The sequence below is a fragment of the Cellulomonas timonensis genome, assembly GCF_900046455.1.
GTDB classification, from domain to species: domain Bacteria; phylum Actinomycetota; class Actinomycetes; order Actinomycetales; family Cellulomonadaceae; genus Cellulomonas_A; species Cellulomonas_A timonensis.
This window is the reverse complement of sequence record NZ_FCOT01000011.1, coordinates 151,544-164,544: the sequence shown is the minus strand read 5'-3', so window position 1 is coordinate 164,544 and position 13,001 is coordinate 151,544. Positions and strand designations below refer to the sequence as shown.

At 69.9% G+C, this 13,001-nt stretch carries 13 protein-coding genes; 9 read left to right on the top strand and 4 right to left on the bottom strand.

Annotated features, from left to right (window positions below):
• Window positions 1-138: 138 nt before the first annotated feature.
• The 3 genes from BN3788_RS06290 (at window position 139) to BN3788_RS06280 (ending at window position 2,613) form a co-directional block, all read left to right on the top strand.
• Window positions 139-1,113: a hypothetical protein gene (locus BN3788_RS06290; RefSeq protein ID WP_066583193.1), complete on the top strand. Its 975-nt coding sequence runs from the start codon at window positions 139-141 to the stop codon at window positions 1,111-1,113.
• A gap of 54 nt (window positions 1,114-1,167) precedes the next feature.
• On the top strand, window positions 1,168-1,854 hold the full coding sequence (locus tag BN3788_RS06285) for a hypothetical protein (protein WP_147525068.1): 687 nt from the start codon (window positions 1,168-1,170) through the stop codon (window positions 1,852-1,854).
• A gap of 495 nt (window positions 1,855-2,349) precedes the next feature.
• Entirely contained in the window at window positions 2,350-2,613 is a 264-nt protein-coding gene (locus tag BN3788_RS06280) for a hypothetical protein (RefSeq protein ID WP_066583189.1), read from the top strand.
• 126 nt (window positions 2,614-2,739) lie between these two features.
• On the opposite strand, the gene BN3788_RS06275 is transcribed toward BN3788_RS06280, so the two are convergent.
• Window positions 2,740-3,603, bottom strand: coding sequence for an SDR family oxidoreductase (locus BN3788_RS06275; protein ID WP_066583186.1), 864 nt, complete (start codon window positions 3,601-3,603; stop codon window positions 2,740-2,742).
• Window positions 3,604-3,786: 183 nt separating this feature from the next.
• Between BN3788_RS06275 and BN3788_RS06270 the strand changes: the two genes are divergently transcribed.
• Window positions 3,787-4,653 (top strand): helix-turn-helix transcriptional regulator, encoded by an 867-nt coding sequence (locus tag BN3788_RS06270; RefSeq protein WP_234346515.1) that lies wholly within the window; start codon window positions 3,787-3,789, stop codon window positions 4,651-4,653.
• Between the two features lie 44 nt (window positions 4,654-4,697).
• Here the strand turns inward: BN3788_RS06270 and BN3788_RS06265 are convergent, their stop codons facing one another.
• The 3 genes from BN3788_RS06265 to BN3788_RS06255 all read right to left on the bottom strand — a co-directional run bounded on the left by BN3788_RS06265 (window position 4,698) and on the right by BN3788_RS06255 (window position 6,736).
• A complete protein-coding gene (locus tag BN3788_RS06265; protein ID WP_066583182.1) occupies window positions 4,698-5,288 on the bottom strand; it encodes a dihydrofolate reductase family protein in 591 nt (196 codons plus the stop codon).
• On the bottom strand, window positions 5,285-6,133 hold the full coding sequence (locus tag BN3788_RS06260; protein ID WP_066583180.1) for a metalloregulator ArsR/SmtB family transcription factor: 849 nt from the start codon (window positions 6,131-6,133) through the stop codon (window positions 5,285-5,287). Before BN3788_RS06260 ends, BN3788_RS06265 begins: the two co-directional genes overlap by 4 nt.
• A 108-nt stretch (window positions 6,134-6,241) precedes the next feature.
• Complete coding sequence (locus tag BN3788_RS06255) at window positions 6,242-6,736, bottom strand: FBP domain-containing protein (RefSeq protein ID WP_066583173.1); 495 nt, start codon at window positions 6,734-6,736, stop codon at window positions 6,242-6,244.
• Between the two features lie 450 nt (window positions 6,737-7,186).
• On the opposite strand from BN3788_RS06255, the gene BN3788_RS06250 reads away from it, so the two are divergent.
• From BN3788_RS06250 to BN3788_RS06230, 5 genes are all read left to right on the top strand, one after another.
• On the top strand, window positions 7,187-8,128 hold the full coding sequence (locus BN3788_RS06250) for a carbohydrate ABC transporter permease (RefSeq protein WP_066583166.1): 942 nt from the start codon (window positions 7,187-7,189) through the stop codon (window positions 8,126-8,128).
• On the top strand, window positions 8,125-9,099 hold the full coding sequence (locus BN3788_RS06245) for a carbohydrate ABC transporter permease (RefSeq protein ID WP_082812648.1): 975 nt from the start codon (window positions 8,125-8,127) through the stop codon (window positions 9,097-9,099). Before BN3788_RS06250 ends, BN3788_RS06245 begins: the two co-directional genes overlap by 4 nt.
• A gap of 72 nt (window positions 9,100-9,171) precedes the next feature.
• Window positions 9,172-10,542, top strand: a complete 1,371-nt coding sequence (locus tag BN3788_RS06240; protein ID WP_066583161.1) for an ABC transporter substrate-binding protein — start codon at window positions 9,172-9,174, stop codon at window positions 10,540-10,542.
• Window positions 10,539-11,288 carry a glycerophosphodiester phosphodiesterase gene (locus BN3788_RS06235; protein ID WP_066583158.1) on the top strand — a complete coding sequence of 250 codons (750 nt, stop codon included), beginning with the start codon at window positions 10,539-10,541 and terminating at the stop codon, window positions 11,286-11,288. Before BN3788_RS06240 ends, BN3788_RS06235 begins: the two co-directional genes overlap by 4 nt.
• Window positions 11,289-11,695: 407 nt before the next feature.
• The gene (locus BN3788_RS06230; RefSeq protein WP_066583155.1) at window positions 11,696-12,994 is read left to right on the top strand and encodes an extracellular solute-binding protein; all 1,299 of its coding nucleotides are present in this window, start codon (window positions 11,696-11,698) and stop codon (window positions 12,992-12,994) included.
• Window positions 12,995-13,001 lie beyond the last annotated feature (7 nt).

Genomic DNA, 13,001 nt, shown 5'->3' with positions numbered 1-13,001 from the left:
CCAGCCAAGACCTTGTCATGGTGTCAAGGTCAAGGCCGCGCCCTGAGGTCCAGTAGATTCCCCCCACGATGAGCGAGGGCGCCGTCACCGTCTGAGCACACAGCAGTGGGCGACCCGCCGAGAGGCAGACGGAGAGACATGGACACCACAGCGGCCGGAACCAGCGAGTACGACCGCTTCGGGCCGTGGATCGACGAGGTACGGCTCCCGGAGGACATCCCCCGCCTGTTCCGCGGACACCCGGTCGACCTCGACGCCGCGCGCCTCGTGCTCAAGGTCCCCCGGAACATCGCCCGCCGCGACGCCACGGCGGACATGGACCTGTACGACCACCTCCTCGTGCTCGACGACGACGGGCTCACCGTTCTGTCACGGCGCACCGAGCACGACCACGCGACCCGGCGAGCGCCAGGGCCGGGCGTCTTCGACGTGCGCGACGTCCCGTTCGAGGACGTGGTGGCGGTCCGTGACGTCATGAACCTGCTCGACGGCACGCTGACGCTGCACACGCGCACCGGCTCCGACCTCACCGTCCGGTACAACGGCTCAGGCCGGAGCACGATGAGGACGCTCGTCGACGAGCTCCGGGCCAGCGCGTCGGAGGGCTACCCGCGTCCCCTGGCGTTCGCCCTGATCGAATCGGGCGCCCAGCACGCCAGCGCCACACCGGACCTCGGCCGAGTGGACGCCTCCCTGCTCGGGGACTTCCAGGACGTGTCCCGCCACCTGCCCGGCCTGACCTTGTGGTCGGGGCACGGACGACGACAGGTCGCGCTGCGCGGCGCCGATCCGGTCAAGGCCATCGGGCACGCGCTCTCGCCGGCAACCCTCCACGGCGCCGTCGTCGCCGGCGACTCGTTCGCCCTGGAGGTGTTCGGGCGCCACGAGTGGCTGATGCGCGGCAAGAAGCCCATGCACTCCGCGTCGCGCCTGGTCATCCCGCTCAACGCCCCGGACCGGATCGACGTCGCACCACACCCCGACTACCTGGGCGTCATGGTGGTCACGCTGAGCGCCGGCGCCACCCGCATCGAACTGGTCGTGCCCGAGGGCTCCGGCGCCCACCGGCTGCTCTCAGAGGCCGCGGCGCAGGTGGCAGGGCTCGGGGCCTAGAGCCTTCCCTGTAGCCCTATACACAATCATCGCTACATCGCTACGGTTGTGTGTATGAGCGCATCCGAGCGAGTCGGGCCGGCCATGAGCCTGGCCCAAGCGGCGGACGCTTTAGGGCTGAGTCGGTCGCGGGTCGACGCGCTCGTGCGGTCAGGCCGCGTGCGGTCGCGGCGCATCGGCCACCAGCATGTGATCGACGACCTCTCCGAGCTGTCCGCGCTGCCACGCCGATCCGGCCGGCCGATGAGCACACGCATGGCGTGGGCCCTGCTCCTCTTCGCGGACGGCAGGCCCGTCGAGTGGGTGGCGCCCACAGAGCGATCGCGGCTGCGCCAGCACCTCGCGCGACTGCGAGTCGACCCGGAGCCCGAGGTTCTGCTCCAGGCACTGGTCGTCAACCGCGCCGACCGGATCGCGCTTCACGGCGCGGAGCCCCAAGGCCTCTCGGCAGACGACGAGGTCGTCGTCTCAGGCCTCAGCGACGAGCGCTCGGGCCTCTCGGCAGGCTCCTCATTTGAGGGCTACGTGCACGTCGACGACCTCCGCAAGGTCATGCGCCGGCACCTGCTCGTCGAGCCGGCGGATAACCGACCGAACGTCTGGCTGCACGTGACCGAGCACCTGCCAGCGGCGTCGACGCGGCTGCAGGTCGCGGCTGACCTCGCCGAGCACGGCTCGGCACGCGAACGGTCGCGGGCGAGGGAGTTGGTCCACGACGTCGTGGGGCGGGTTGCGCCGTGATCGTCCTCCCACCGATGCCCGACCCGCAGCGCGACGCCTGGCATGCGTTGATGGACCTGCACGACAGGATGCCGACCGGCTGGGCACTCGTAGGCGGCCAGATGGTGCACCTGCATTGCGCTGAACGAGGTGTGGCGCCGACCCGCCCGACGAACGACGCTGACACGGCGGTGGACGTTCGCGCCGACCCCCGCGCACTGGCCACCTTCACGTCTGTGCTTCGAGAACTGGGATTCGAGCCAGCAGGGACATCTCCACAGGGCTACCAGCATCGATGGGTGCGACAGCGCGCCGCGATCGACGTGCTCATTCCACGTGGCCTTCGAGAGGCCAGTCCCGCGCGGCTGACTGTCACCGGGGCAACGACCATTGAGACCTTCGGCGCGCAGCAAGGCTGTCGACCGAGCCGAGGGGGTCGGTGTCACGGTCGAGCCTCGGGAAGGCCGCGTACGTCGCCCGACCTTGCTGGGAGCGCTCGTCGGGAAGGCAGCCGCGATGCGGATTCTGGTCGACCCGCGAAGTTCTCGACATCTGCATGACTTCGCGACGCTCACCACCTTGATCCGGCCGTCCGACCGCATCGACACCGCCGGGCCCCGGGATCGCGAGCATCTGAACAACATGCTCGGCCTCATGACGAAGGACGCGTCGTGGAAGTCGATCGACGGGGCGATCGATGGAGTCTCGCGCCTGAGGCTCGCGCTCTCGAGGGACGAGGAGACATCGACCCATCGGAGGCAGAATCCGTGGGTCCGCTGACGCTGGCGCTGCTATTGACGAGGACTTCGCCGTCCCCGGCGGCCTCCACGGCGCAGTCGTCGCCGGCGACGCGTTCGCCCTTGAGGTGTTCCGGCACCACGAGTGGCTGAGGCGCGTGGTGCGGCCTCAGGCGCGCAGAGCCTGGGCGACGATGGCGGACATCGGCGTGGTGGGGCGACCCAGGAGCGTGCTCAGGTCGCTCGTGACGTGGTCCAGCGTGCCACCGGCGATCGCGACATCAGCATCGACGATGAGCTCGACGATGTGCTCGGGCAGCCCTGCCTGCTGCAGGACTTGCCGGTACTGCTCGGCGGGAAGGTCCGTGTAGGTGAGCGTCGTGCCCGACTGCGCGGCGGCCTCGGCTGCGAGATCGGACAAGGTCCACGTGGTGTCGCCGGTCAGGTCGTAGGTCTTTCCGGCCTGGTCCTCGCGGGTCAGCACGACGGCGGCGGCCTCGGCGAGGTCTGCGCGGCTGACCGCGGCCATCCGGCCATTGCCTGCGCTGCCGGTGAGGGCGCCGTACGTGACGGCGCCGCGCAGTGCTGCCGTGTGGTTCTCCGCGTACCAGCCGTTGCGCAGGATGACAGCGGGCAGGCCGGAGGCGGCGATGGCCTGCTCGGTGGCGCGGTGCACCGGCGCCAGTCCCATCGTGTTGGTCGGTGCGTGCGTGACCGAGGTGTAGGCGAGGAGCTGCACACCGGACTCGAGGGCGGCGCCGATGACGGCTTGGTGCTGCTTGACGCGCGTGGCGTCGGTGCCTGCGGGGGAGGACACCAGCAGCACCTTGTCGGCGCCGGCGAAGGCGGGCGCCAGGGTCTCGGGGAGGTCGTAGTCGGCGAAGCGGACCTCGACACCCAGGGTGGACAGCTCGTTGGCGTCGGCGGAATCGCGGTCGACGGCGATGATCTGGGCGGCGGGGACGCCCTGGGCGAGCAGGTGGTGGACGACCTGGCGGCCGAGCTGACCGGTGGCTCCGGTGACGACAATCATGAATCTGTTCCTTCTGATCACGGGTCATGGCTGATGGCCATGGAATGAACGTATGGCGCATCACGGGATCGATCCAGAGAGGCTCGTTCCTAGCGGCCCGGGCCAGGGGAAACGCATCCTAGGAAGTGGAGTACCAGGCTATTCTTCGGGGATTCAGGCCGTCTCCCAGGGTTCACTGCGACGATGAGCGTCGTGAATGCCATGAGTGAACCAGGAGAGCTGGCAACGATCCTGAGGGTGTGGCGCGAGCGCCTGGCTCCGCACATGGCCGGGCTGCCGTCGGGCGCCGCCAGGCGCACCGCAGGCCTTCGGCGTGAGGAGCTCGCGGTGCTGGCCTCGGTGTCTGTCGACTACATCGTCCGTCTGGAGCAGGGGCGCTCGGCGGCGCCGTCGGTGCAGGTGTGCGTCGCGCTCGCCCAGGCGTTGCAGCTCAGCGACACCGAGCAGGAGCATCTGTTCCGGCTTGCCGGGCACGCGACCGGCGGTGGGCGCATTAGCCGCATGGTGCCGGCGAATATTCGCCGATTGGTGGAACGCACCGGGGAAAGGCCTCAGGCGGTTTTTGACGCTATGTGGAACATTCTACTCTGGAACCCCATGTGGGCGGCATTGATGGGTGATCCCGCGTCCTCGCGGGAATCCGATCGCAACCTGGTCTGGCTGCATTTCACCGGTGCTTCGGACTGCCATCTGCACGGCCCTGGAAGTGCCGAGTCCCTCGACGCGTCCCTCGTCGCCGACCTGCGACGCAGCGCCGGGCGCTACCCCGACGACCCCCAGCTGCGACAGCTCGTCGCACGGCTGGACCAGGCCAGCGCGCAGTTCCGCGAATTGTGGGCGCGTCACGAGATCGACGAGCACGGACCGACCATCAAAAGGGTGGTCCACTCCGAGGTCGGGACCCTCGACCTGGACTGCGACATCCTCATCACGCAACGCCACGACCTGCGGATCATGATGTGCACCGCTGAGCCGGGCAGCGAGTCCGAGAGCAAGCTCGCGTTCCTCGGGACCATCGGCACCCAGAAGATGATGGCCGACTCTCGCTAGCCGGGCGCGGAGATGGGCGCGGCACTCAACCAGGCGCGGCTGCCTCAGCGGGCTCGGTCGTAGATCATCGCGAGCTCGCCGGATGCCCCGGCCTCGTGCCGGGTCAACGTCCATCGGGTGCCGGGCAGGCCGTCGTCGAGCAGGCGCGGTCCGCCGCCTGCGATCTCCGGCACGATCATGAGGTAGAGGCGGTCGATCATGTCGACGGACAGGAGCGACGTGATGACGCTCGCGCTGCTGTTGACGAGGATCTCGCCGTCACCGGCGTGCTTGAGCGCCGCGATGGTGTCAGCGGCGGGGGCGTTCACCACGCGCGTGCGTTCCCACGGCGCATCGGCCAACGTGGTCGAGAAGACGACCTTCTCCGTGGTGACCAGCCACCTCGCGTATCCGCGGTCCCGAGGATCTGCGCTCTCGTCGTCGGCGACGGACGGCCAGTAGCCCATGAAGCCCTCGGCGTTGACGCGGCCGAGGACCGCCGTTGTCGCGTTCTCCCAGATGCGGGTCATGTGGTCGCGCGCGGTGTCGGTGGCGACGTAGGGCGCGAAGGCGCCGAAGTCTCCGCGGCCGCCGGGGCCGTGGTAGCGCCCGTCGAGGGTGAGGGCGAGGTTCGCGGTCACGATGCGGTCGGTCATGTGGTGCTCCTCGGGTGGGAGTCGGCGCTGTCGGGGGATGCGGAGAGGATCGTCACGAGCTTGTCGAGGCTCTGCCCGAAGCCGAGCTCGACGCCCGCGATGAAATCGGCAGACTCGACCGTGCTGTCGGCGACCCGGAAATGGACGTCGAGGTCGGCGCCGGTCTCGCTGGCGCGCAGGTCGAGTCGGACGTGCGCGGTGAAGGCGACCTGGTCGTCGGGAAGGACGGGGGAGAGCCGATAGGCCAAGCGCTCTCCGGGGCGCACCTCGACCACCTCTCCCCGTGCGCGCCCGGCGACGGGGTCCGAGCCGTCCACGTCCTCGACGTCGCGGTACTCGTGGAGGATCCTGCCGCCGGGGCGTGCCTCGAAGACGAGCTCGGACACGCGTAGCTCCTCCGGCGTCCACCACTGGGCGAGCAGGGGGGCCTCGGTGAGGTGTCGCCAGGCCACCTCGGGCCGCGCGGCGAGCGATCGAGAGAACTCGAAGGAGCGCCCGTCGGCCCAGCCTGGCTCCTGGGCGGCGAGCCGCTCCCGCGAGAGGTCCACCCCGTAGCGCTCGAAGGCCTCGCGCGAGCCCGCTCGGTCGGCGTCGTCCGCCAAGCCGCTCAGTGCTGCCGACGCCTCCCGCAGCGCCTCCGGGTTCAGCGCGTAGATCCGGCGCTGGCCGGAGCGCTGGGACACGACCACCCCGGCTCGCTCGAGGGTCTGCAGGTGCTTGGTGGTCTGGGGTTGCCGTGCGCCGGCGAGCCGGGCGAGCACTCCGACCGGCCGGGGCCGCTCGGCGAGGAGCGTGACGAGCCGCCATCGGACGGGGTCGGCCAGCGCGGCGAAGCGAGCATCCATCCCGCGAGGATTCTCCACAGTGAATATTCCTGTCAAGGAATATCATCGCCGGGCACGGACACGAGGCCCCGGGCCAGCACAGACGTGGTGCTCGCCCGGGGCCTGAGGTCACACGTCCTGCAGCACCTCGCGGGCGAAGCGCTGGGACCGCTCGCGCAGCCCCTCAATGCGGCGCTGCACCAGGCCCTCGGGGTCCTGGCCGGCCTCGATGATCGTGGGCCGTCGCCGCACGTTGCGCGAGCACCCGAACCGCGTGCAGATCAGCGTGCCGATCGAGTTGAGGTTGCGGCCCGCGGCGCCGGAGCGACGAGCGACGTAGAGGGACACCTCGTCCTTGGAGTAGACGTCCTCGCACCAGGCGCACAGGGCGCGTCGGCGCTTGGCGCCGCCCTCGGGGGAGCGGAGCAGCAGCCCCACCACCGTGTCGTCGACGGGGAGGACGACGCACGCGCGCTGCGGGGCCTTGCGGTCGATCCAGCCGAGGTAGTCGAGGCGGTCCCAGTCGAGGTCGGCCAGGTCGGGCGGGAGGTTGAGGCGGGTGGCCTCGCCACGGGAGCAGTTCACGAAGGACGCGCGGATCTGCTGCTCGGTCAGGGGGTTCATGGTTCTCAGCTCTCGGGTGACGGCGCGGGTGGCAGGTCCCGCCGGCGGCTGTCCGCGGCGGGAGGGCACGCTCCGCCGAGCACCGCCAACCGCCCCCGATGAGGGGTGTCAGGCGTGCTGGGCGGGCGTCTGGGCCGCCGCTGAGCAGGCCAGAACGGCCGCCACACTTCCCCGCTGCATCGTGCTGCGCGCTCCGTTGTCCGATGGCTGGGGGCTCGTCCCCCGGCGCTGACCGGCCCCGATCGTACCGACCTGCGCTGGAGTGCCATCGAACGCCGGAGTCGGCGGGTGTCGAGAACCAGGCCTGACGGCGAACTGGGGAGACGGCATATGAACCTTCCGCCAACTGCCCGGCAACTCTCTGTGCTTTGGCGCCAGGCACCCTACAGGGCTCCTTAACTTCGTCGTGGCCGAGCTCTTCGGAGCGCCAGTCCCACGAAGAGAAGTGCCATGTCGACGACAGTCCTGCACCCGCCGCCCACGGTGATCACCCCCGGGCCGAAGCGTCGCGCGAGCCGGCGCCGCCGACGTGACCTGGTGGCATTCGCGCTGCTGGCCGGTCCCAACATCGCCCTGCTGCTGCTGTTCGTGTACCGGCCGCTGCTGGAGAGCTTCTACCTCTCGACGATGCAGTGGAACCTCGGGTCGCCGGTGGCCCGGTTCGTGGGGTTGGGCAACTACCGCGAGTGGTTCACCGACCCGGGCACCGCGCAGGTGCTCACCACCACTGCGGTGTTCACGGTCGCGACGGTGGGTGGCTCGCTGGTGCTGGGCCTGGGCTTGGCGCTGCTGCTGAACCGGAAGATGGCTGGCCGGGGCTTCGCGCGGACCGTGGCCTTCGCGCCGTACGTGCTGTCGGGGTTCGCCGTCGGCGTGCTGTGGCTGTTCATGTTCGATCCGCGCTACGGGCTGATCGGCGCGCTGCTGCGCATGGTGGGGCTGTCCTCGCCGCAGTGGTACACCGCGGAGCCGTGGCCGTTGGTGATGATCACCGTGGTCTACCTGTGGAAGCACGTCGGGTACGTCGCGCTCATCTACTTGGCCGGCCTGCAGGCCATCCCGCAGGACCTGCGCGACGCGGCGTCACTCGATGGCGCCTCGCGGACGCGGACGCTGCGCTCGGTGGTGCTGCCGCTGCTCACCCCGACCACGTTCTTCCTGGTCGTGACGATGATGCTCAGCTCGTTGCAGTCCTTCGACGTGATCAAGGCGATGACGCAGGGCGGCCCGCTGGGCAGCACCACCACGCTGATGTACCAGATCTACCAGGAGGGCTTCGTCAACGGCCGGGCCGGCTACGCGTCGGCGGGGGCCACGATCCTCTTCCTCGTCCTGCTCGCCGTCACAGCGGTCCAGATGCGTTACGTCGAGCGGAAGGTGCACTACGCATGACCACGATCGCCCCTCGCCCAGTCGCCGACGTCGTGGTGCGCGACACGCGCCCCGATGCCGCCCCGGTGATCGACCCGGACGCCACCCGGGTTCCACCCCGCCGCACGCCATCGGCCATCAAGCCGACCCCGCCCGGCCGCCGCTCCTCCGGCCCGCGCCTGCTCGACGCGGGCGGCTACCTGGCGATGATCGCCGCGACCGTCGTGATCGGCGCCCCGCTGCTGTGGATGGGCCTGGCCAGCCTGAAGATGCCCGACGAGCTGTACCGGCTGCCGTTGCAGTGGCTGCCCGGCTCGTTCGACCTGTCGAACTACGCGCAGGCCGCCGAGACGATCCCGCTGGGCCGGCTGCTGCTCAACAGCGTGGGCCTGACGATCGCCGGCGCCGGGCTCAAGGTGCTGCTCGGGCTGTGCTGCGCGTACGCGCTCGTCTTCCTCGACGTGCCGTTCAAGCGGGCGGTGTTCCTGCTGGTGCTGGCGACGCTGATGATCCCGCCGCAGATCACGATCATCCCCAACTACACGTTCGTCGCGAGCCTGGGCTGGCTGAACACGTACCAGGGCATCCTCGTGCCGGGCCTGGCCAGCGCGTTCGGGACGTTCCTGTTCCGCCAGCACTTCCTGTCGCTGCCCGCGTCGGTGCTCGAGGCGGCCGAGCTCGATGGCGCCGGGCATCTGCGGCGGCTCTGGCAGGTGGTGCTGCCGATGTCCACGCCCACGCTGGCGGCTGTCGGGCTGGTGTCCGTGGTCACCGAGTGGAACGACTACCTGTGGCCGTTCCTGGTGGTCGACGACGCGCAGAAGATGACGCTGCCCGTGGGCCTGACCCTGCTGCAGAACATCGACGGGATGAGCAACTGGGGCGTGCTGCTGGCGGCCACCGTCGTGGTGACGCTGCCCGTCCTGCTGCTCTTCCTGGTGTTGCAGCGCCGCCTCGTGGCCGGCCTCACCGCCGGCGCCGTCACCGGCTGACGTGACGCGCCCCCTCACACGTCCGGGCTGCGACCGCAGCACCGTGCGACCTCCCACCCCTAGGAGAATCCCGTGTTCGAACCCCTCGCGCGCCGGCGTCGTCGGCCTGCCCTCATCCTCGGCGCGCTGGCGGCTGCCGGCGCCCTGACGCTGACCGCGGCCTGCTCCACGCCGACCGTGGGCATCCAGGCTGAGGCGGCCGGGACGACGTCGGCCGACGCGGTCGACTGGTCCGGCGTCACCCCCGCCAGCGAGATCACGTGGTGGAGCAACCACCCTGGCTCCTCCCAGAAGGTCGAGGAGGAGCTCATCCGCCGGTTCGAGGCGGAGAACCCCGACATCACCGTCAAGCTCGTGACGGCGGGCGCCAACTACGACGAGGTGGCGCAGCGCTTCCAGGCCGCCTCGCAGACCTCCGAGCTGCCGGACCTGGTCATCGCGTCGGACGTGTGGTGGTTCCGGTACCACCTGAACGACCAGATCCTGGCGCTCGACGAGGTCTTCGAGGCGATCGACGCCGACGCGGCGGACTTCAACCCGGCGCTGTACGGCGACTACGAGTACGACGGCGCCCACTGGGCGGCCCCGTACGCGCGCTCGACACCGCTCTTCTACTACAACAAGGACATGTGGGCGGCCGCCGGGCTGCCCGATCGTGGCCCGGAGACGTGGGCCGAGTTCGCGCAGTGGGGCGCCCAGCTCGACGCGCAGGTCCCCGCTGACAGCGCGCCGCTGGGCCTGGCGACCGGCACGTCCTGGGCGGCGTGGTGGTTCGAGAACATGATCTGGGGCCACGGCGGCGAGTACTCCGACGGGTGGGACACGACGCTGACCTCCCCGGAGGCGCTGGAGGCCGGTGAGTTCCTGCGGGACCTGTTCCACGGGAGCAAGGTCGCGACGGTCTCGACGGATGCGAACGCGGACTTCTCGGCGGGGGTGGTGGCCGCGACGATCGGCTCGACGGGCAGCCTCAAGGGCATCCTCGACGCGGCGTCCTTCGAGGTCGGCACGGCGTACCTGCCCCAGGGCCCGGATGGCGGTGGCACGCCCACCGGCGGCACCGGCCTGGCGATCCCGTCGTCGCGCCCGGTGGAGAACCAGCTCGCGGCGGCGACGTTCCTGAAGTTCCTGACGTCCACGGACTCCACGGCGTACTTCTCGCAGAACACCGGGTACATGCCGGTGCGGACGTCGGCGGTGGAGTCCGACGACATGAAGGCGGTCTACGCGGCGACCCCGCAGTTCCGCACGGCGGTGGACCAGCTCGCCGACCGCGCCCGCTCGCAGGACTGGATCCGGGTGTTCGTGCCGGGCGCGGACCAGATCCTCACCGAGGCGATCGAGCAGATCGTGCTCAAGGGCGTGGACCCGCAGACGGCGTTCGAGGGCATCACCCCGCAGCTCGAGACGGCGTACCGCGAGAATGTGGAGCCATACCTGTGACGGTCGTGATCGGGCACCGGGGCAACTCCTCGGTGGCGCCTCAGAACACGCTCGCGGCCTTCGAGGCGGCGTGGCGGGCGGGCGCCCACGCGATCGAGATCGACGTGCAGCTCACTGCCGACGGCCAGGTCGTGGTGATCCACGACGACACCGTCGACGCGACCACCGATGGCTCGGGCGAGGTGCGCTCGATGACGGGGGACGAGGTGCGCGGGCTGGACGCCGGCTCGTGGTTCTCGCCGGTGTTCGCGGGGCACCGGGTGCCGACGTTCGACGAGGTGCTGGGCCTGATGCTCGAGCGCCCGGGCCTCGACCTGCTGCTGGAGGTCAAGGGGGAGTGGACGGCCGAGCAGGTCCGCCCGGTGACGCAGGCCGTGGCCGCCGCAGGCCTGGGCTCGCGCACCATCGCGCAGAGCTTCTGGCCGGGCACGGTGGCGGCCTTGCGGGAGGCGGCCCCGTCGCTGCGACGGGGGCTCCTGATCGCGGAGCTCCATGACGACGTGATCGGGCTGTGCCGCGGACTTGATGTGGTGGCGTGCAACCCGCATGGGCAGCTGCTGCGCGACCACCCGGGCCTGGTGGACGAGCTGCGCGAGGCGGGCGTGGTGGTCATGGTGTGGACGCTCAACGAGCCCGAGCAGTGGGCTGCGGCGACGGCCGCGGGGGTTGACGCGATCATCACGGACCGCCCGGACCGGTTGGCGGGCTGGCTCGCCGGGCGCGCCGTCAGCGTGGTGGCGGCCTAGCCGCGACAGAGCGCAGGACCTTGGTGGCAGGTGCAGCGGTGGAGACCCTGACATCAGGTGGGAGCAGGTGAGCGGGGTGCGGGACTGGCCGATGGCCGGGCCCGCACCCCGCTCTCATTCCGGCCGTCACGGCCCCAGGCGGGAGGTAGGCGGCTCCCAGGGAGATGTGGTTGACCCGTTACCTCACGTTTGTGGACTTCCTCCAACTTGGGCACATTCTGGCGAGCCCGGTTCATGTCGCAACAACCCCTTTGTCATGGGCAAAACCGACCCCTGGAGCGGATGCATGCCCGCAGGTCACGATTTCGATAACGGTATCGATATCGTTTGACACTCACAGGGTGCGCGCGTACAACTGAGCGCGGCAGGCGAACTGTCGAGTAGTCAAAGATGACAAGGAATCCACGATGACGAGGAAGTTTCGCGGCGCGGCGGGCACTGTCGCGCTGAGCGCCACGATCGCGCTCCTGGCCGCCGGCTGTGCCGGCGGCGACGCTGGCGGGTCCAGTGACGGCTCCACCGCCATGACCTTCTGGCACAACTCCACCACCGGTGAGGGCAAGGCCTTCTGGGAGGACACCGTCGCCGACTTCGAGGCGGCGAACCCCGGCGTCACCATCGAGATCCAGGCCATCCAGAACGAGGACATGGACGGCAAGCTCCAGACCGCCCTCAACTCTGGCGACGCCCCGGACATCTTCATGGCCCGCGGTGGCGGCAAGCTCGCCGACGTGGTCGAGGCCGGCCAGGTCATGGACCTCACCGACGCCATCGACGACGCGACGATGTCGGCCCTCGGTGGCGAGGGCGCGTTCAGCGCGTTCACCGTCGACGGCAAGATCTACGGCATGCCGACGGCGGTCCTCCCCGGCGGCATCTACTACAGCAAGGACCTGTTCGCGGCGGCCGGCATCACGTCGACCCCCACGACCATGGACGAGCTCAACGACGCGGTGACCGCGCTCAAGGCCTCGGGCGTCGACCCGATCGCCCTCGGCGCCAAGGACGCGTGGCCCGCAGCGCACTGGTACTACTTCTTCGCGCTGCGCGAGTGCTCGCAGGACACCATCACCGAGGCCGGGACCACCAAGTCCTTCGACGACGAGTGCTGGAGCAAGGCTGGCGAGGACCTCGAGGAGTTCGCCGGGACGAACCCGTTCAACAACGGCTTCCTCACGACCTCCGCTCAGCAGGGCGCTGGCTCGTCCGCTGGCCTCATCGCCAACCACAAGGCGGGCATGGAGCTCATGGGCGCCTGGAACACCGGCGTCATCGCCTCCCTCACCCCGGACGAGCAGCCGCTGGCCGACCTCGGCTGGTTCCCGTTCCCCGAGCTCGAGGGCGGCGAGGGTGAGCCCGGCGCGATGATGGGCGGCGTCGACGGCTTCTCCTGCTCGGCCGACGCTCCCAAGGAGTGCGCCGACTTCCTCAACTTCTTCATGCAGAAGGAGTACCAGGAGGGCTACGCGACGGCGTTCCACACGCTGCCGGCTAGCAAGGAGGCCCAGGGTGTCGTGACCGACCCGGCCCTCCAGTCGATCCTCGAGGCCTACAACGAGGCGCCGTACGTCGAGATCTGGATGGACACCACGTTCGGCCAGAACATCGGCAACGCCCTCAACTCCGGTGTCGTCGACATGCTCGCGGGCAAGGGCGACGCCGCCGGCATCGTCAAGTCACTGGCTGACGCCGCGGCCAAGGAGTAGCGGAACC

Bases quoted from the DNA above. Each gene is read 5' to 3' on its own strand.
- BN3788_RS06290 (WP_066583193.1), top strand. From the start codon at position 139: ATGGACACCACAGCGGCCGGAACCAGCGAGTACGACCGCTTCGGGCCG.
- BN3788_RS06285 (WP_147525068.1), top strand. From the start codon at position 1,168: ATGAGCGCATCCGAGCGAGTCGGGCCGGCCATGAGCCTGGCCCAAGCG.
- BN3788_RS06280 (WP_066583189.1), top strand. From the start codon at position 2,350: ATGCGGATTCTGGTCGACCCGCGAAGTTCTCGACATCTGCATGACTTC.
- BN3788_RS06275 (WP_066583186.1), bottom strand. From the start codon at position 3,603: ATGATTGTCGTCACCGGAGCCACCGGTCAGCTCGGCCGCCAGGTCGTC.
- BN3788_RS06270 (WP_234346515.1), top strand. From the start codon at position 3,787: ATGAGCGTCGTGAATGCCATGAGTGAACCAGGAGAGCTGGCAACGATC.
- BN3788_RS06265 (WP_066583182.1), bottom strand. From the start codon at position 5,288: ATGACCGACCGCATCGTGACCGCGAACCTCGCCCTCACCCTCGACGGG.
- BN3788_RS06260 (WP_066583180.1), bottom strand. From the start codon at position 6,133: ATGGATGCTCGCTTCGCCGCGCTGGCCGACCCCGTCCGATGGCGGCTC.
- BN3788_RS06255 (WP_066583173.1), bottom strand. From the start codon at position 6,736: ATGAACCCCCTGACCGAGCAGCAGATCCGCGCGTCCTTCGTGAACTGC.
- BN3788_RS06250 (WP_066583166.1), top strand. From the start codon at position 7,187: ATGTCGACGACAGTCCTGCACCCGCCGCCCACGGTGATCACCCCCGGG.
- BN3788_RS06245 (WP_082812648.1), top strand. From the start codon at position 8,125: ATGACCACGATCGCCCCTCGCCCAGTCGCCGACGTCGTGGTGCGCGAC.
- BN3788_RS06230 (WP_066583155.1), top strand. From the start codon at position 11,696: ATGACGAGGAAGTTTCGCGGCGCGGCGGGCACTGTCGCGCTGAGCGCC.